Source organism: Curtobacterium sp. AG1037 (genome assembly GCF_003349855.1).
In the GTDB taxonomy this organism is placed as follows: domain Bacteria; phylum Actinomycetota; class Actinomycetes; order Actinomycetales; family Microbacteriaceae; genus Curtobacterium; species Curtobacterium citreum.
This window is the reverse complement of sequence record NZ_QQAO01000001.1, coordinates 268132-286106: the sequence shown is the minus strand read 5'-3', so window position 1 is coordinate 286106 and position 17975 is coordinate 268132. Positions and strand designations below refer to the sequence as shown.

The following is a 17975-nucleotide window of genomic DNA, read 5'->3' as shown; positions in this document are numbered from 1 at the left end:
GGCGCGGCGCGCAGCCGACGATCCTCGACGTGGCGGCCCGCGCGGGCGTCTCGAAGTCCGCGGTGTCCCGGGTCCTGTCCGGAACCGGTCGGTTCTCCGACGAGACCCGCGAGCGCGTCGAACGCGCCGCGGCCGAGCTCGGGTACGTCGCGAACGCCATGGCGCGGGGGCTCGTCAGTGGCCGCACGCACACCATCGGGATGCTCGTCCGTGACGCCTCGTCGATGGTCTACACCGCGCTGCACGCCGTGATGGAGCGGCGGGCCTCCGAGCTCGGCTACCGCGTCGTGACCACCACCGGGGTCGGACGCGTGCAGGACGAGAAGTCGGCGCTCGCCGCCCTGGTGTCGATGCGCGTCGACGGACTCGTGGTCTGCAGCGGCCTCATGCCCGCGGCGGAGATCGCCGAGTTCGCGCCCCGCATCGCGACCGTCGTCGCCGGTCGACCCGAGCTGCACCCGGCCCTGTCGAGCGTGTACTGCGACGAGACGCACGGCGGCGCGACGATCGCGGACGCCGTCGTCGCCGCGGGTCACCGGACCGCGGTCGTGCTCACCGTCCCGGTCGGCGACGCCCTGACCCAGCACGCCCGCACCCGCGCGATGGTCGAGCGGCTCCGGGAGCACGGGGTGCGCGCGGTCGACCTCGACGCGAGCTTCGTCCGACCGGTGTCCGACCTCGCTGCGGACGTCCAGGACGCCGTGCGCGAGTCCGGGGCAACGGCCGTGATGTGCCCGACCGACCGACTGATGCTCGAGCTCTGCGACGCCCTGTCCCGCCGCGGGATCCGTGTGCCGGAGGACCTCTCGGTGACCGGCTTCGACGGGGTCTTCCCGCTGGCGAACGACTGGATCGGCTTCACGACCCTCGAGCAGCCCATCGAGCGGATCGGCCGCGAGGCCATCGACCTCGTCGTCGGCCGCATCGACGACCCGTCCCGTCCGGTCGAGCACCGATCGCTCCGCGGCACCGTCATCCCGGGTCGGACGCTCCGCGCGGTGTCCTGACGATCGCCGCGCTGGTGCTCCCTGCTCAGAACAGGCCGTCGCGAGTGGCCTCCGGGCCGTCGAACCCGCGGAACATGTCCGACACGAGCGCCGCGATCTGCGGTTCCACCAGGCGCTCGACGGCCTCGGCGATCCGCGGCCGGTGCTCCACGAGCGCCAGGCACACCGCCGTCCCGGTCGCGCGGGCGCACTCGTCGGACAGCGCGATCTCGTGCCGGAGCGCGGCCTTCGCCTCCTCGGACAGGGGTTCGCGCGGGGCCTGCTCCGCCGCGCCCGTGCCGGTCAGCTCGCCGAGGGTGAACAGGAACGGCTCCCCCGCCGAGGGCTCCGGATCGACGTCCAGTCCCTGGAACTCGGGCGACAGTCCCTCGGTCGGCTGGTACCCCGCGTGCCGCTTCCGTGCCGCGGCCCGTTCGAGCTCGCGCTGCAGCAGCGGGAGGTTCTTCGCGGTGTAGTCGTCCACGGCGTCCTCGATGATCGTCGAGATCCGCCCGATCAGTGCGTGCTGCACGGCGTGCGGGACGTCCGGCCCAAAGCCCGCCGCACTCGCGATCGGGGACCCGGTGCACTTCCCGCAGATCCGGGTCCTCGGCCGTGCTGTGCCGATCTGCCACCGCGGCAGCCAGCGGAGCCACACGTCGACGGCGCCGCGTACACGCCCGTCGATGCCGTCCATCCCTCAACAGTAGGCCGCGACACGCCGTTCACCCCGGGACCGCGCGCGAGCGGGCGGAAACGGATGGCGCGTGCGCGATTCTGCCTCCGATTCCGCCCGCTCACGCGCACGCGCGTCCGACGCGGGAGCGCCCACCCCGGCGAGTGGGCGAGAACGGATGGCTCAGGCGGACGCGCGCCGCGGATTCCGCCCGCTCGCGTGGGCGAGGCGGGCACGCGGGCAGGCCGCAACGGCCGGGAGGCACGTGGTGCGCCCGCCCCGCAGCGGGAGCGCGCGGGTGGCCGGGTGGGTCAGGCCTTCGGCTCGGTGACGAAGTCGATGAGCTCCTCGACGCGTCCGAGCAACTGCGGCTCCAGGTCGGCGAAGGTCCGCACCTGCCCGAGGATCCGCTGCCAGGCACGGGCGACGTCGGCCTGCTCGTCCGCAGGCCAGCCGAGGTGCTGCAGGATCCCCTTCTTCCACTCGATCGAGCGCGGGATCGTCGGCCACTCGGTCAGCCCGAGCCGCGACGGCTTCACCGACTGCCAGACGTCCACGAACGGGTGCCCGACGACCAGGACGTGCGCGCCCCACTTCCCGCGCATCACGGCGTCGGCGAAGCGGGACTCCTTCGACCCGGGGACGAGGTGGTCGACGAGCACGCCGACACGACGGTCACGCGAGGGCCGGAACTCGTCGAGCACCTCGGCGAGGTTGTCGACGCCCTCCAGGTACTCGACCACGACGCCCTCGACGCGGAGGTCGGCGCCCCAGACCTTCTCGACGAGCTCGGCGTCGTGCCTGCCCTCGACCATGATCCGCGACGGGAGCGCCACCCGCGCGCGCTGCTGCTCGACCGCGAACGACCCGGACGCGGTGCGGAGGCGACCACCGTCGGACGCGTGCCGGACGGCGGGCGCTGCCCCGATCCTCCCGGCCGGGACAGCCGCACCACCTGTCGAACCGGCGGCCGGACGCGCACCCCCGGAGCGGCCGACCGGGGCCTGCGGGCGGCCGAGCGTGACGAGTTCGCCCTCGAGCAGGAACTGCCCGGTGAAGGGGAAGGCGCGGGTGCGCCCCTTCCAGTCCTCCAAGGAGACGTTGCCCGCCTCGAGGCCCACGACGGCGCCCGCCCAGCCGGAGTCCGGGTCCTCGAGCACCATGTCGCGCTCGAGCGGCACCTGCCGCACCTTCTTGACGCCCTGCGAGCGCCAGTCGCCCGAGAGCACGTCACTGCCGTACCGGTCGTCGTCCACCCGGGAAGCGTAGTGTCGACGGGTCCCGCAACGGCGCCGGCACCCTGGCGCGTCTCGGCACGCGCCGTGACCACCACCGATCGGAAGGCCCATCGTGCGCGCAACCGTCATCCACGCCCCCCGCGACATCCGCGTCGAGGAGCGTGACGCCCCCACCGTCATCGACCCCACCGACGCCGTCGTCAAGGTCACCGCAGCCTGCGTCTGCGGGTCGGACCTCTGGCCGTACCGTGGTGTCCGCGACACGACGGAACCCCGCGCGATCGGCCACGAGTTCGTCGGTGTCGTCGAGACCCTCGGCGACGCGGTCACCGGCCTGTCCGTCGGCGACTTCGTGATCGCACCGTTCACCACGAACGACGGCACCTGCCAGGCCTGTGCGCACGGCATGACGAGCGGCTGCGACCACGGGTCGACCTTCGGCGTGACGCCCGACGCGTACGGGCACCCGCTCGGCGGCGCGCAGGCCGAGTACGTCCGCGTGCCGGACGCCGCCGCGACGCTCGTCGTCGTGCCGGGTCACGTGGACGACGACCTCGTGCCGTCGCTGCTGACGCTGTCGGACGTCTTCTCGACCGGGCACCACGCGGCCGTCTCCGCCGGGGTCGGGCCGGGCAAGACCGTCGTGGTCGTCGGCGACGGCGCGGTCGGGCTGTCCGCCGTGCTCGCGGCCGCGCGCCTGGGTGCCGAGCGGATCATCGCGATGAGCCGGCACGCCGACCGTCAGGCCCTCGCGCGGGAGTTCGGCGCCACGGACGTCGTCGAGACCCGCGGCGACGAGGGCGTCGCGGCGGTGCGGGAGCTGCTCGGCGGGGACCTCGCGGACTGCGCCCTCGAGGCCGTGGGCACCGCGGAGAGCATGGACCAGGCGCTCCGGGTCGTCCGTCCCGGTGGTGCGGTGGGCTACGTGGGCGTCCCGGCGGGCGACCCCGAGCTGCCGATGCCGTTCCTGTTCGCGAAGAACATCACCGTCGGCGGCGGCATGGCCCCGGCGCGCGCGTACATCCCCGAGCTGCTGCCCGACGTGCTGTCGCGGGCGATCGAGCCGGGCAAGGTGTTCGACCTCGAGCTGCCCCTCGAGCAGGCGGCCGAGGCGTACGCGGCGATGGACGAGCGGCGGGCGATCAAGGTGCTGCTGCGCCCGTAGCGCGCGGCTGGCGGCGCGCGCGGCGCACCCGGCGCGCGCGGGGCTCCCCTCAGGCGTCCCGCACCGCGAGCACCCGGTGCGGCGCCGCCCGCTCCGCCCGCCACCCCGCCGGCAGCACGTCCTGCAGCTCGGGCACGGTGAACGACCGCCGGATGGACCGCAGTCCGTCCACCCGCACGAACGTCCCGGCCGCCACGAGCGGCGACGCCACCGCGTACGCCCGGTAGGCCTGCCGCGACCGCCGGATGTCCGAGTGCAGCACCCGACTCGTCGCGAGCTGCTCCGAGTCCGCCAGGAACGCCGCTCGCGCCGGGTCGTCCAGGTGGTGCAGCACGTGGTTCGACACCACGACGTCGAAGCGCTCCCCCGCGGCCACGAGCTCGCCGCTCGACGCCTGTCGGAACGTCACGCCCCGCGGGGTGGAGCGGCGCGCCGACGCGATCGCCCGCTCGTCGGGGTCGATCCCGACGACCTCGACCGCGAACCCGTCGCTCCCCGCCCAGCGCACGAGCGCCCGGGCCAGGTCGCCCCCGCCGCACCCCAGGTCCAGGATCCGCGCGCGTCCCGAGGCGGGCAGCGCCGGCACGACGTGCGTCCGCCACGCCGCGCGCCACCCGCTGACCAGGGCGTTCACGACGGCGAACCGCCGGAAGGTCCGTTCCAAGGCGCGCGGGTCGCAGTCCGGGTCGTCCATCAGTTCGCGCAGGTCCGTCGCGCGGGCGCTCAGGTCCACGGCCTGGAGGCGCGGCCCCCCTCCGGCACGCCCGCTCACGCCGGGACCGCCGTGAGTCGGGCGCTCTCCACCGTCAGCCCGGGGCCGAAGGCGACCGCCACGAGCGACGACCCGTCCGGCACACCCTGCTCGAGGGCGTCACGGAGCACGAACAGCACCGTCGCGCTCGACATGTTGCCGTGGTCGCGGAGCACGTTCCGGCTCGAGGCGACCGCCGCGTCCGGCAGCCCGAGCGAGTCCTGCGCGCGGTCGACGATCGCCCGGCCACCGGGGTGCACCGCCCACACCGGCACGTCCGACGGGGTCTCGCCCTCGCCGAGCAGCCCCTGCACCGCTGCCGGGACGTGCACGCCGACGAGCTTCGGCACGGCCGTCGACAGGATCATCTCGAAGCCCTCGTCGCCGATGTTCCACGCCATCTCGGAGGCCCCCTCGGGGACCGTGGCGGTGGCGAAGCGCTCGATCCGGAGCCCGGGCCCGCCCTGCGTCACGACGACCGCGGCGGCCCCGTCCCCGAACACGCTGTTCGCGACGATCTGGTCTGGGTCGTCCGAGGCGCGGACGTGCAGCGTGCAGAGCTCCGCGCAGACGACGAGCACGACCGCGTCCGGGTCGGCCTCGGTGAACGCGGCGGCGATGCGGAGCGCCGGGAAGGCCGCGCAGCACCCCATGAAGCCGATGTGGTGCCGGAAGACCCCGGCGGGCAGTCCGAGCTGCGCGACGACGTCGATGTCCGGCCCGGGCTGGGTGAACCCCGTGCAGGACACCGTGACGAGGTGCGTCACCCGTGCGGGCTCGATCCCCGCGCGCTCGACGGCGTCCCGGGCTGCGGCGACGAACAGGGCCGGGGCGAGGTCCCGGTAGCGGTCGTTCCGCGTGCCCGTGGACGGCGAGACGAGTGCGCCGTCGTCCTGCCGGAAGGTGCCGCCGGGCCGCGCGCTGTCGAGTTCCTCGAGGACCGTGTGCCGGTGTGCGACGTCGGACCCGTCGAAGGCGGCCGGCACGAGTCGGCGGCCGAGCCTGCCGAGGTCGGGCTGGCCGGCGAACAGGTCCCGCACCGCCGCCTGGTCGAGGGTGGTGGTGGGGACGGCGGTCCCGACGGCGCGGATCGTTGCGGTCACGACCCATCCTGTCACCGGGTCGCTGACGCGTCCCCAGGATCGGTGACCGCACCGCAGACGGGCCGCGAGACGGACTGGAGGCACGTGGCGGACCCGCCACGTGCCTCCAGTCCGTCTGCTGGTCGCGCTACGACTGCTGCGCGCGCTCCAGGACCAGCTCGCGGACCCGGGCCGCGTCGGCCTGGCCCTTCATGGCCTTCATGACCGCGCCGATGATCGCGCCCGCGGCCTGGACCTTGCCGTCCTGGATCTTGGCGAGCACGTCCGGCTGGGCCGCGAGGGCCTCGTCGACGGCGGCGGTCAGGGCGGAGTCGTCGGAGACGACCTTGAGCCCACGCGACTCGACCACCTGGGCGGGCGAGCCCTCGCCGGCGATGACGCCCTCGAGCACCTGGCGTGCCAGGCGGTCGGTCAGGTCCCCGGACTCGACGAGCGCGATGGTCTCGGCGACGTGCTGCGGCGACACGAGGTCACCCGCGGCGGTCTCCTGCGTGTTCGCGACGCGGCTGATCTCGCCCGTCCACCACTTGCGGGCGGCCTGCGGCGACGCACCCGCGGCGACGGTGGCCTCGACCTCGTCCAGCAGGCCGCCGTTCACGACGTCCTGGAACTCGAGGTCGCTGAAGACCCATTCCCCCTTGAGGCGACGGCGACGGGCGACCGGGGCCTCCGGCAGGGACGCGCGGAGTTCCTCGATGACGGCGGGGTCCGGCACGACCGGCAGGAGGTCGGGCTCCGGGAAGTAGCGGTAGTCGTCGGCGTCGGACTTCGGTCGGCCGGCCGAGGTGCGGCCGGTGTCCTCGTGCCAGTGCCGGGTCTCCTGCGTGATCGTGCCGCCGGCGGCGAGGATCGCGGCCTGCCGCTGGATCTCGTAGCGGATCGCGCGCTCGACGGCGCGGAACGAGTTGACGTTCTTCGTCTCGGTGCGGGTGCCGAGCTGCTCCTGGCCCCACGGGCGCAGCGAGATGTTCGCGTCGCAGCGCAGGTTGCCGCGCTCCATGCGGGCCTCGGAGACGCCGAGCGCACGGACGAGGTCACGGATGACCTGCACGTAGGCGGCACCGAGCTCGGGGGCGCGGTCCTTCGCACCGAAGATCGGCTTCGTGACGATCTCGACGAGCGGGACACCGGCGCGGTTGTAGTCGACGAGCGAGTACTCGGCGCCCTGGATGCGACCGGTGGCACCGCCGACGTGGGTCAGCTTGCCGGCGTCCTCCTCCATGTGGGCGCGCTCGATCGGGACGGTGAAGATCGTGCCGTCGGCCAGTTCGACCTCGACCTCGCCCTCGAACGCGATCGGCTCGTCGTACTGCGAGATCTGGTAGTTCTTCGGGTTGTCCGGGTAGTAGTAGTTCTTCCGGGCGAACCGCGAGGACTCGGCGATCGAGCAGCCGAGCGCGAGCCCGAGCTGGATCGAGTAGCGCACGGCCTGCTCGTTCACGACCGGCAGCGACCCGGGGAGCCCGAGGTCGACCGGCGTCACGTTCGTGTTCGGCTCGCCACCGAAGAAGTTCGGGGCGTCCGAGAACATCTTCGTCTTCGTCGCGAGCTCGACGTGGACCTCGAAGCCGAGCACCGGCTCGAAGCGCTCGAGCGCCTCGTCGAAGTCCATCAGCGCGTCCTTCTGCGCCATCAGATCACACCTTCCTGCGCAGCGGACTGCTGGTACGGGTCGAGGTCCGGGATGCTCTCGATGAGCGGGTGGCCCCACTGCTGCTCGAGCAGACGCTCGAGGGCGGCGCCGTAGCGGTACAGGCGGGCGTCCTCGCGCTGCGGGGCCATCAGCTGCACACCGGTCGGCAGCGAGTCCTCGGGCGCGAGGCCGTTCGGGATGCTCATGCCGGGCACGCCGGCGAGGTTCGCCGGGATCGTCGTGAGGTCGTTGAGGTACATCGACAGCGGGTCGTCGAGCCGCTCCCCCAGGGGGAAGGCGGTGGTCGGGGCCGACGGGCTGATGAGCAGGTCGACCTGCTCGAACGCGGCCGCGAAGTCGCGCTGCACGAGGGTGCGGACCTTCTGCGCGGAGCCGTAGTACGCGTCGTAGTAGCCCGCGCTCAGGGCGTACGTGCCGAGGATGATGCGGCGCTTGACCTCCGGGCCGAAGCCGGCCTCGCGCGTGGCGGCCATGACGTCCTCGACGGTCGCACCGTTCTCGGGCGTGACGCGCAGGCCGAAGCGCACGGAGTCGAACTTCGCGAGGTTCGACGACGCCTCGGCCGGCAGGATCAGGTAGTAGGCGCTGATCGCGTACGCGAAGCTCGGGGCGTCGACCTCGACGACCTGGGCACCGGCGGCCTCGAGGATCGCCACGGTCTCCTGGAAGCGCTGCGTGACGCCGGCCTGGAAGCCCTCGCCACCGGCGAGCTCCTTCACGACGCCGACCTTGAGCCCGCGGAGTGTGTCCGCCTGCAGGCCCTCGCGCGCGGCCGCGGCCATCGACGGCCAGGCGTCCGGGATGGACGTGGAGTCCTTCGGGTCGTGCCCGCCGACGACGTCGTGCAGGAGCGCGGCGTCGAGGACCGTCCGCGACACCGGGCCGATCTGGTCGAGGCTCGACGCCAGCGCGATCGCGCCGTAGCGGCTGACCCCTCCGTACGTCGGCTTCACACCGACCGTGCCCGTGACGGCGCCCGGCTGGCGGATCGAGCCGCCGGTGTCGGAGCCCAGGGCGAACGGTGCCTCGTGCGCGGCGACCGCGGCGGCCGAACCGCCGCCGGACCCGCCGGGGATCCGGTCGAGGTCCCACGGGTTGTGCGTCGGACCGTAGGCCGAGAACTCGGTGGTCGAGCCCATCGCGAACTCGTCCATGTTCGTCTTGCCGAGCGGCACGAGGCCGGCGGCGCGGAGCTTGGCGACCGGGGTGGCGTCGTAGGGCGGCCGCCAGCCCTCGAGGATCTTCGAACCCGAGGTCGTCGGCATGTCCTGCGTGCACAGGACGTCCTTGATCGCGATCGGCACGCCCGCGAGGGCACCGAGGTCGTCCCCGGCCGCGCGGCGCGAGTCGATCGACTTCGCGACGGCGAGGGCGTTCTCGTTGACGTGCAGGAACGCGTGGACGTCCCCGTCGACGGCCGCGATGCGGTCGAGGTGGGCCTGGGTGGCCTCGACGCTCGAGACGTCGCGCGCCACGAGGGCGTCGGCGAGCGCCGCGGCGCTGAGCTTGGTGATGTCGTCGGTCATCTTCTGTCGCCTACTGTTCTTCGCCGAGGATCGCCGTCACCCGGAACCGTTCGCCGTCGGAGTCGGGGGCACCGGACAGCGCCTGCTCCTGGGTCAGCGTCTGCCCCACCACGTCGGGTCGGGTGACGTTGCCGAGCGGCACGGGGTGGCTCGTCGCGGGGACGTCGTCGGTCGCGACCTCGGCGACCTTGGCGACGCTCTCGACGATGTGCGACAGCTCCCCGGTCAGCTTCTCGATCTCGTCGGGCGTGAGTGCGATGCGGGCGAGGTTCGCCAGGTGCGCGACCTGCTCGCTCGTGATGTCAGGCATGGTGCTCCGTCGATCGGTTCGTGGGATGCGCACCAGTCTATTGGCCGGTCCCGACGCGCGGGTCCCGCTCCGGTTCCGGGCCCGTTCCCACCCCGCCCCGGTTCCCGTTCCCGTTCCCGTTCCCGTTCCGCGAGCGGGCGGTATCCGCGACCACCCCGCCAGGTGAAGGGCCGTTTCCGCCCGCTCGCCGCCTCCCGTCCACACGGATCCCGCCGCCCGCGGTCGCGACGCCACCCCGCCACCGCGAGCGGGCGGTATCCGCGACCACCCCGCCAGGTGAAGGGCCGTTTCCGCCCGCTCGCCGCCTCCCATCCGCACGAACCGCGTCCCCGCGGTCCCAACCCCGCTCCGCCACCGCGAGCGGGCGGTATCCGCGACCACCTCGCCAGGCGACGCGCCCTTTCCGCCCGCTCGCCGCCTCCCGTCCGCACGGACCCCGCCGCCCGCGGTCGCGACGCCGCCCCGCCACCGCGAGCGGGCGGTATCCGCGACCACCCCGCCAGGCGACGCGCCCTTTCCGCCCGCTCGCCGCCTCGCTACACGCGAGTGGGCGCTTCCCGCTCGCCGCCCGGAGCGCGCACCGCACGGAACGCTCGCTCGCGGTCGCGAGCATCGCCCCGTCACGGCCTGGAGGCACGGCCCCGGTCCGCCGCGCGGGCCCGGTCCCGCGGCGCGCAGCCGACCCCGGAACCCGAGCGGGCGGAATCGTCGCGCCACTCCCGCGGGACACCGCGTACTTCGCCCGCTCGCCGCCACGTGCCCCGCGCCACACACAGCCGCACCGCACGCCACGCGCCGCCGCACCGCGCGCCGCGCCCCGCACGCCGCACGCCGCACGCGGCCTGCGCACACAGCGGAGGCGCGGCGCCGACCCACCGAGCCGGCACCGCGCCTCCTGTCCGCTACTTGCCGGAACCCGAGCCGGGCCCGGTCGTCCCGCCCTTCCCGGATCCGCCGCCGGACGCACCGCCGCCCGTCGAACCAGACCCAGAACCAGACCCGGCCGCAGCACCAGCACCAGCACCAGCACCACCAGCAGCCGGAGCAGCTGGCGTGGACGGCGCGGACGGCGTCGAACCGGCGCCCTGCCCGGACGAGGCCGAACCCGCAGCCGAACCCGCAGTCGAGTCACCGGACGAGGACGGCGACGGCGCCTTCGCCACAGAACCGATCATGGCCGGGTCCGGCGCCGGCAGCGCCCCGCCGGACAGCGTCTGGTCGAGGTAGGTCATCATCGAGCGGCCGACCCCGAACTTCGCGCTGTACCCGGTCGTCCCGTGCGGGAACGGCACGTTCGCGAGCCCGACGTTCCCCTGCACGTTCCCGATCCAGGTCGCGTTCGTGTACTTCGTCGTCGAGGTGACGAGCCAGTTCTGCACGTCACCGTCGGTGGTGCCGGTCTTCGCGAACTTCGGCACGGAGTCGCCCGGGTTCGCCGTGGCCGCGGTACCGGCGCCGGTCAGGACCCCCTGCAGGGCGTAGTCGACGGTGCCGGCGACCTCCTGAGAGACGCCCCGGGTGCAGGACGAGGGCGACGGCGTGATGCTCGTGCCGTCGGCCTCCTTGACGGAGTCGATCACGGTCGGGGTGCAGACGATGCCGCCGTTCGCGAAGCCCGCGTAGGCCTCCGCCAGGTCGATGGGCGACAGGTTGTTCGTCCCGAGCACCGACGCCGGGTTGGAGTCCGGCGCGGACCCGTCCGCCTGGTGGATGCCCATCGCCTGCGCGGTCTCCTTGATCTTGCAGAGGTCGAGCTGCTTCGCCATCGCGCCGAACGCGGTGTTGATCGACTCCGACGTCGCCGCCTGCACGGTCATCGAGGCGGGCACGCTCTCGGCGTTCGCGACCTTCCACGGGTCGCCGCCGAGTCGCACGCAGGAGTTCGTGAACTCGGACTGCGGGAAGGTGTGCTCGGTCGTGTTGACCGACTCGGACAGGGTGTGCCCCGACGCGAGCCACTCCGCCAGGGTGAACACCTTGTACGTCGAACCGGTCTGGAACCCCCCGGAGTTGCCGTACGCGGTGTCCGCGTTGTAGTTGATCGCGGTCGCGCCGGCACCGCCGTTGTCGCTCTGCGTGTAGCTCGTGTTCTGCACCATCGACAGCACGCGACCGGTGCCCGGCTCGACGGTGACGTTGGTCCCACCGACGTCGACGCCGTCCATGGTGGCCGGGACGTAGGACGACAGCGCCGACTGGGCCTGGGCCTGCAGGTCGAGGTCGAGCGAGGTGTGGATCTCGAGCCCCTTGGTGTCGAGCGTCTCGATCCGGTCCGCCGCGGTCTTGCCGAACGCGGGGTCCTGCAGCACCTGGTTCCGGACGTAGTCGCAGAAGTACCCGGCGTCGTACGTGCTCGCCGCGGCGGAGCACCCGTTGGCCGTGTCGGTGATCTTCGGCGTGATCGGGGTGGCCTTCGCCTGGTCGAGTTGGGCCTTCGAGATGTCGTGGTGCACGTACATGCGCTGCAGCACGTAGTCACGGCGGTCCTTCGTCAGGGCGTAGCCGTTCGCCTGCCCGTTGTCCTTGTCGTTCGGCTGGTCGATGCGCAGGTTCGACGGGTTGTTCAGGATCGCCACGAGCGTCGCGGACTGCGGGAGCGACAGGTCCTTCGCGTGCACGCCGAAGTAGTACTCGGCTCCGGCCTCGGCGCCGTAGACCCGTCCGCCGAGCCCGACCAGGTTGAGGTACCCGGTGAGGATCTGGTCCTTCGAGTACTTCTTGTCGACGGCGATCGCGTACCGCATCTCCTGGAGCTTGCGCTGCGGGGTGACCCCGGCGGCGTCCTGGTAGCAGGCGGCGATCTTCTTCTGCGTGTCGGCTGCGTCCTTGCCGGTCAGTTCCTCGCACTGCTGCACGAGCACGTTCTTGACGTACTGCTGCGTGATGCTCGACCCGCCCTGCACGTCGCCGCCGACGACGGTCGCCGCGACGCCGCGGATGGTGCCGAGGACGTCGATGCCGCCCTCCTGCCGGAAGCGCGGGTCCTCGGTGTCGATGGCGGCCTGCTTGAGCGTGTCCGCCATCGCGTTCGAGGTGACGTCGGTCCGGTTCTCGCTGTAGAAGGACGCGATCTTGACCTGCTGGCCGCCCTGCGTCGCGTAGACGGAGGACACCTGCTGCGGGGCCTGGATGTCGAGGTAGCTCGGCAGGTCCTCGAAGAACGCCACCGCGCCGGAGGTGCCCTCGCCGGCGACGGCGACCGCCGGCGTCACCGCGACCGCGACGAGCATCCCGGCCAGGCCGGAGATCGCCACGAACGACAAGAGGGCACCGGGCCACCGCAACGCACGCATGGCGGAACCGTACGGGCGTGGTCTGGGGTGGTTCTGCCGTGGAACCGTCGGTGGCTGCACCGGCCCACAGGAACCCCTTCAGGAAGCACGTGGGCCGGCCTGGAGGATCGTGGCACGTCGGTCCGTCGGCCGCGGCCCGCCTCGCCACGGCCCCGGCAGGCGGTCGGGCGGTGCGGTCAGTCCCGCGGCTGCAGGTCCTGGGGGCGCACCAGGTACATGTCGGGCAGGGGCTGGGTCGAGCCGTCACCGCCCGGTCCGCCGCCGCCCTGGTGCCGGACGAGGTCGCCGCGGCCGACCGCGATGAGCGCAACGTCGTGCAGCGAGGCCGTCCCGGGCTTGAGGTAGTCGTTGTGCCCGACCGGCCGACGGAACGTGCCCTCGCCCTGCGCCGCGAGGTCGTCCGACAGGTCGAGCAGCGTCGAGCCGAACCCTGCCGAACCCGGGTCGGTACCGAAGTACCCGGTGCCCGCGATCGGGTCGTCGTGCGCGTCACCGACGAACACCTGCCCGTGGCGGACGGCGAGCTGCGCCGCGGAACGGACGTCGCTGCCGGGCGAGCCGAGGACCGTGAGCGTGTCCGCCTGCATCCGCCCGGAGGCCAGGGCCATCATCGCCGTGGTCGACCCGTACGAGTGCGCGACGACGTTGAGCCGCGGCCTCTCCCCCGGCCCGCGCACGGCGTCGAGCCCGTCGACCAGTCGTTCGAGCCGCCCGGCGCCGGTCTTCGCGAGGTCGAGCGACAGGATGTTCGACAGGTCCGGCGTCTCGTAGCCCATCCACGCCAGTACGGCCTCGCCCGTGCCGCTGCCGTGCCGGGTGTCCGGGCGCGCCAGTCCGGCGACCGCGGTCTGCTCGCGGTACACGTCGCCGGCGGTGTCCGTGAAGTCGTGCATCTGACCGCCGACGGTGAAGAACATGCCGGGGACGACGACCGTGACGTCCGCTGCAGTCCCGAGGTCGCCGACCGCGATCGCCGCGCGGCCCGTCCCCCGGGTGTCGAGCACGACGAGCGACCGGTACGGCGTCCCCGCGGCGTGCTCGAGGGAGTCCCGCACCTGGTCGAGCATCGCGCGCTCGGCCGCCGTGGTGCCGGGGTAGGCGAGGTCGATCCCGAGGGCGAGCCGGTTCGCCCGGTCCCGGACGTCGTAGGGGACGCCGTCGAGGTTCCCGACGACCGAGGGGGCGAGCGCAACGAGGCGGGCCTTCGTGGTGTCGTCGAGCGCGGACCACCACCCGGCCACGTCGGTCGCCGCCGGCGGAGTGTCCTGCGCGGCGGCGAGCACCCGGTCGTCGTGCCCGGCGGCCGCGAGCGCGTCCCGGTCGACGGTCGCGAGGTCGGCGAGGAAGTCCGTGCCCCGCGCGGTGCCGAGCAGTCCGTCCGCGGCGCTCGCCGGAGCGGCAGCGACGACACCGTGTGCGACGGTGGGCACCCCAGGGGCCTCGATCACTCCGAGCGAGTGCATCGAGGCGGTGAGCAGGGCCGCGGCGATGAGCAGCATGGTCTCCCCCGGGAAGGCCGTCTCGCCGTCCCCCTCCAGGCGACGAGTGATGCCCTTCCGAGTGTAAGGAGAATGGCCGCGGAGCGGCATGCACGCTGCAACTTGTGCCCCGAACTGGGTACCGACCGGGGTGTGGCGTACCCCGGTCTGGCCCGGAGACCGTGCTGGGTCAGTCCACGGCGGTGTCCGGCACGGCGGCCTCGGGCTCGGCGGTCTCGCCTTCCGGCTCGGCGGTCTCGCCTTCCGGCTCGGCGGTCTCGCCTTCCGGCTCGGGTTCCGGCGCGATCGCGTCCGGCCCCTCGGTGACGAGCAGCCGGAACTGCTCCGCGTCGATGATCCGGACACCGAGCTGCTCGGCCTTCGTGAGCTTCGACCCGGCACCGGGGCCGGCGGCGACGTAGTCGGTCTTCTTGCTGACGCTCGACGCGGCCTTGCCGCCCGCGGCGATGATCGCCTCCTGCGCACCCTCTCGCGTGTACCCCTCGAGGGACCCCGTCGCGACGACCGTCAGGCCGGTCAGCACGCCGCCCTCCACCGCGGCGCCGGGCCCCGGGTGGTCGGGGGTGGTGAACTGCACGCCGGCGGCCGTCCAGCGGTCGATGATCTCGCGGTGCCAGTCGACGGCGAACCAGTCGATCAGGGCGTCCGCGATGATCCCGCCGACGCCGTCCACCGCCGCGAGGTCCTCGCGAGAGGCCTCGCGGATGCGGTCGAGCGAGCCGAAGTGGTTCGCGAGGGCACGGGCGGCGACCGGTCCGACGTGCCGGATGCTCAGGCCGACCAGGATGCGCCAGAGCGGCTTCGTCTTCGCGGCGTCGATGTTCGCGAGCATCTCGAACGCGTTCTTCGACGGGTACCGGCTCGGCGCACCGGTGTGGTCCGAGCCGCGGGCGTCCGGGTCGAACGGCGGATCGGTCTTCTTGCGCGCCCGACTGAACGGCGTCACACGCTTCGGGGTGCCGTCCTCGTCGGTCTTCTCCATGCCGGTCTCGGCGTCGCGGACGATGACCTCGATCCCGACGATGTCCTCCATCGTCAGGTCGAACAGCCCGGCCTCGGTCACGAGCGGCGGCGTCTCGGGGTGGAGCGGCTGGGTCAGTGCGGCGGCCGCGACCTCGCCGAGGCCCTCGATGTCGAGCGAGCCGCGGGACGCGATGTGCTCGACCCGGCCGCGCACCTGCGCCGGGCAGCTGCGGGCGTTCGGGCAGCGCAGGTCCTTGTCGCCCTCCTTCGCCGGGCGGAGCGGCGTGCCGCACTCCGGGCAGGTCTCGGGCATCACGAACTCGCGCTCGCTGCCGTCGCGCAGCTCCACCACCGGGCCGAGGACCTCGGGGATGACGTCGCCCGCCTTGCGGAGCACGACCGTGTCGCCGATGAGCACGCCCTTGGCCTTGACGACGTCCTGGTTGTGCAGGGTCGCCTGGCGCACGACGGACCCGGCGACCTCGGCCGGTTCCATCACGGCGAACGGGGTGGCCCGGCCGGTGCGCCCGACGCTGACGACCACGTCGAGGAGCTTCGTGTGGACCTCTTCCGGCGGGTACTTGTAGGCGATCGCCCACCGCGGCGCCCGCGAGGTCGACCCGAGCTCCTCGTGCAGGGCCAGGTCGTCGACCTTGATCACGATGCCGTCGATCTGGTGCTCCACCGAGGACCGGCGGTCGCCGTAGTCACGGACGAACACCTGCACCTCGTCGATGGTGTCGAACACCCGGTAGTGGGTGCTCGTCGGCAGGCCCCAGGTCTGCAGCAGCTCGTACACCTCGGACTGGGCGTGCACGTCGGTCTCCGACTCGAGCTCCCGCACGGGCCACGCACCGATCCCGTGCACGAGCATCCGGAGGCGCTGCAGGCGGTCCACCATGAGCGCGCGCTTCGCCTCGGACTTGCCCTCCTCCTTCTGCCGGAGGGACCCTGCAGCGGCGTTCCGCGGGTTCGCGAACACGCGCTCCCCCGCGTCGCGCTGCCGGGCGTTCAGCTCGTCGAACTGCTCGACCGGGAAGAAGATCTCCCCCCGCACCTCGACCAGCGGCGGGTGTCCGGTGCCCGCGAGCCGGTCGGGGATCGTGCCCATCGTCCGCACGTTCCCGGTGACGTCCTCGCCGACCACGCCGTCGCCGCGGGTCGCCGCCGACACCAGCCGTCCGTGCTCGTACCGCAGGTTGATGGCGAGACCGTCGATCTTCAGCTCGGTGAGGAAGCGCACGCGCTCGGCGCCAGCGTCCCGCTGCACCTTGACGGCCCAGTCGGTCAGCTCGTCGGGGCTGAACACGTTGTCCAGGCTCAGCATCCGCTCGGCGTGCTCGACCGGCGCGAACTGCACGGTCTGCGCCTGGCCGCCGACGGTCTGCGTGGGGCTGTCCGGCGTGAGCAGGTCCGGGAACCGCTGCTCGACCGCGTCGAGGCGGTGCACGAGCCCGTCGTACTCGCCGTCGGAGACCGTCGAGCCGTTGCCCTCGTAGTACTGGTCGCGCAGCTCGTTGATGCGCACGCGCAGCCGGTCGACCTCGCGCTGGGCCTGGGCCGCGTCGAGGTCGTCCGGGTCGATGGTCTCGAACGTGGCGTCGGTCTCGCTCATGCGTCAGTTCTACCGTGCACCGCCGACGCGGGACGCAGCGACGAACGTGCCCCGGCGCGGCGCACCGCGGGGACCACCGGGGACGGTCAGGCGGGGATCGGGACCGCGGACACCGTCCGGTCGATGGTGCACTGCCCGAGCACCCGGGTGCCGACGTAGACCACCGCGGTCTGCCCGGGGGCGACGCCCGACAGCGGCTGGTCCGGGTCCACCACGAGCGCGCCGTCCTCCACCCGGGCGGTCGCCGGCACGGGGTCGCCGTGCGCACGGATCTGCACCTCGCACGCGAAGGGCACCGTCGGGTCGGCCGGCGCGGACCCGGCCCAGGTGTACCGGGACCCGGCGAGCGAGGACACGTCGAGCGCCTCCTTCGGGCCGACGACCACGGTGTTGTCCTTCGGACGGATCTCGAGCACGAAGCGGGGCTTGCCGTCCGGCGCCGGCCGGCCCAGGTGCAGCCCACGGCGCTGCCCGACCGTGTAGCCCGTGGCACCCTCGTGCTCGCCGACCACCGTACCGTCGCGCTCGACCACGGCACCGGGGGCGGTCCCGACGCGGTCGGCCAGCCAGCCGCGGGTGTCGCCGTCCGGGATGAAGCAGATGTCGTAGGAGTCGGGCTTCTGCGCGACCGTGAGCCCGCGCGCCGCCGCCTCGGCCCGGACCTCGTCCTTCGAGGGGGTGGCCCCGAGCGGGAACATCGCGTGCTCGAGCTGCTCCGCGGTGAGCACACCCAGGACGTACGACTGGTCCTTCGCCCACGCCGCCGACCGGTGCAGCTCGCGGGCGCCGTCCGGCCCGGTCACGATCGAGGCGTAGTGCCCCGTGCAGACGGCGTCGAACCCGAGCGCGAGCGCCTTCTCGAGCAGCGCCGCGAACTTGATCCGCTCGTTGCAGCGCATGCATGGGTTCGGGGTCCGACCGGCCTGGTACTCGGCGACGAAGTCGTCGACGACGTCCTCCTTGAACCGCGCCGAGAAGTCCCACACGTAGTACGGGATGCCGAGGGCCGAGGCGGCGCGCTGGGCGTCCATCGAGTCCTCGATCGTGCAGCACCCGCGGCTGCCGGTGCGGAGCGTCCCGGGCATCCGGCTCAGGGCCAGGTGCACGCCGACCACGTCGTGCCCGGCGTCGACGGCCCGTGCCGCGGCCACTGCTGAGTCGACCCCACCGCTCATCGCCGCCAGAACACGCATGCG

The 17975-nt window shown here is 73.2% G+C and carries 13 protein-coding genes; 2 read left to right on the top strand and 11 right to left on the bottom strand.

From position 1 onward, the window contains the following. The first annotated feature begins 29 nt into the window (after window positions 1–29). The gene (locus tag DEU32_RS01315) at window positions 30–1007 is read left to right on the top strand and encodes a LacI family DNA-binding transcriptional regulator (RefSeq protein ID WP_229666744.1); all 978 of its coding nucleotides are present in this window, start codon (window positions 30–32) and stop codon (window positions 1005–1007) included. A gap of 25 nt (window positions 1008–1032) precedes the next feature. Here DEU32_RS01315 and DEU32_RS01310 read toward each other — a convergent pair whose 3' ends face one another. Together DEU32_RS01310 and DEU32_RS01305 are read right to left on the bottom strand one after the other, a co-directional pair. Further along, entirely contained in the window at window positions 1033–1683 is a 651-nt protein-coding gene (locus DEU32_RS01310) for a spermidine/putrescine ABC transporter substrate-binding protein (protein ID WP_114849001.1), read from the bottom strand. A gap of 290 nt (window positions 1684–1973) precedes the next feature. Next, a complete protein-coding gene (locus DEU32_RS01305) occupies window positions 1974–2918 on the bottom strand; it encodes a DUF3097 domain-containing protein (protein ID WP_258554743.1) in 945 nt (314 codons plus the stop codon). Between the two features lie 94 nt (window positions 2919–3012). Between DEU32_RS01305 and DEU32_RS01300 the strand changes: the two genes are divergently transcribed. Next, window positions 3013–4065, top strand: coding sequence for a zinc-dependent alcohol dehydrogenase family protein (locus DEU32_RS01300; protein WP_114848999.1), 1053 nt, complete (start codon window positions 3013–3015; stop codon window positions 4063–4065). A 49-nt stretch (window positions 4066–4114) separates the two neighbouring features. Here DEU32_RS01300 and DEU32_RS01295 read toward each other — a convergent pair whose 3' ends face one another. The 9 genes from DEU32_RS01295 to mnmA form a co-directional block, all read right to left on the bottom strand. Further along, the gene (locus DEU32_RS01295) at window positions 4115–4798 is read right to left on the bottom strand and encodes a methyltransferase domain-containing protein (RefSeq protein WP_141863263.1); all 684 of its coding nucleotides are present in this window, start codon (window positions 4796–4798) and stop codon (window positions 4115–4117) included. Window positions 4799–4833: 35 nt separating this feature from the next. Next, on the bottom strand, window positions 4834–5919 hold the full coding sequence (locus DEU32_RS01290) for a type III polyketide synthase (RefSeq protein ID WP_114848998.1): 1086 nt from the start codon (window positions 5917–5919) through the stop codon (window positions 4834–4836). Between the two features lie 127 nt (window positions 5920–6046). Beyond that, window positions 6047–7552: an Asp-tRNA(Asn)/Glu-tRNA(Gln) amidotransferase subunit GatB gene (gatB, locus tag DEU32_RS01285; RefSeq protein WP_114848997.1), complete on the bottom strand. Its 1506-nt coding sequence runs from the start codon at window positions 7550–7552 to the stop codon at window positions 6047–6049. Then, window positions 7552–9099: an Asp-tRNA(Asn)/Glu-tRNA(Gln) amidotransferase subunit GatA gene (gene gatA, locus DEU32_RS01280; RefSeq protein WP_114848996.1), complete on the bottom strand. Its 1548-nt coding sequence runs from the start codon at window positions 9097–9099 to the stop codon at window positions 7552–7554. Before gatA ends, gatB begins: the two co-directional genes overlap by 1 nt. 10 nt (window positions 9100–9109) lie before the next feature. Next, window positions 9110–9409 (bottom strand): Asp-tRNA(Asn)/Glu-tRNA(Gln) amidotransferase subunit GatC, encoded by a 300-nt coding sequence (gene gatC / locus DEU32_RS01275; RefSeq protein ID WP_058728900.1) that lies wholly within the window; start codon window positions 9407–9409, stop codon window positions 9110–9112. A gap of 902 nt (window positions 9410–10311) precedes the next feature. Then, window positions 10312–12702 (bottom strand): transglycosylase domain-containing protein, encoded by a 2391-nt coding sequence (locus tag DEU32_RS01270; RefSeq protein WP_114848995.1) that lies wholly within the window; start codon window positions 12700–12702, stop codon window positions 10312–10314. 176 nt (window positions 12703–12878) lie between these two features. Next, entirely contained in the window at window positions 12879–14291 is a 1413-nt protein-coding gene (locus DEU32_RS01265) for an alpha/beta hydrolase (RefSeq protein ID WP_147281383.1), read from the bottom strand. 79 nt (window positions 14292–14370) lie between these two features. After that, window positions 14371–16779: an NAD-dependent DNA ligase LigA gene (gene ligA / locus DEU32_RS01260; RefSeq protein WP_114848993.1), complete on the bottom strand. Its 2409-nt coding sequence runs from the start codon at window positions 16777–16779 to the stop codon at window positions 14371–14373. Window positions 16780–16865: 86 nt separating this feature from the next. Next, a complete protein-coding gene (mnmA, locus tag DEU32_RS01255; protein ID WP_114848992.1) occupies window positions 16866–17972 on the bottom strand; it encodes a tRNA 2-thiouridine(34) synthase MnmA in 1107 nt (368 codons plus the stop codon). Window positions 17973–17975: the final 3 nt, after the last annotated feature.

What these genes read in the sequence shown, in the direction of transcription:
- gatC (WP_058728900.1), bottom strand. Translation starts at nt 9,409, where the DNA reads ATGCCTGACATCACGAGCGAGCAGGTCGCGCACCTGGCGAACCTCGCC.
- DEU32_RS01310 (WP_114849001.1), bottom strand. Translation starts at nt 1,683, where the DNA reads ATGGACGGCATCGACGGGCGTGTACGCGGCGCCGTCGACGTGTGGCTC.
- DEU32_RS01270 (WP_114848995.1), bottom strand. Translation starts at nt 12,702, where the DNA reads ATGCGTGCGTTGCGGTGGCCCGGTGCCCTCTTGTCGTTCGTGGCGATC.
- gatB (WP_114848997.1), bottom strand. Translation starts at nt 7,552, where the DNA reads ATGGCGCAGAAGGACGCGCTGATGGACTTCGACGAGGCGCTCGAGCGC.
- DEU32_RS01265 (WP_147281383.1), bottom strand. Translation starts at nt 14,291, where the DNA reads ATGCCGCTCCGCGGCCATTCTCCTTACACTCGGAAGGGCATCACTCGT.
- ligA (WP_114848993.1), bottom strand. Translation starts at nt 16,779, where the DNA reads ATGAGCGAGACCGACGCCACGTTCGAGACCATCGACCCGGACGACCTC.
- mnmA (WP_114848992.1), bottom strand. Translation starts at nt 17,972, where the DNA reads ATGCGTGTTCTGGCGGCGATGAGCGGTGGGGTCGACTCAGCAGTGGCC.
- gatA (WP_114848996.1), bottom strand. Translation starts at nt 9,099, where the DNA reads ATGACCGACGACATCACCAAGCTCAGCGCCGCGGCGCTCGCCGACGCC.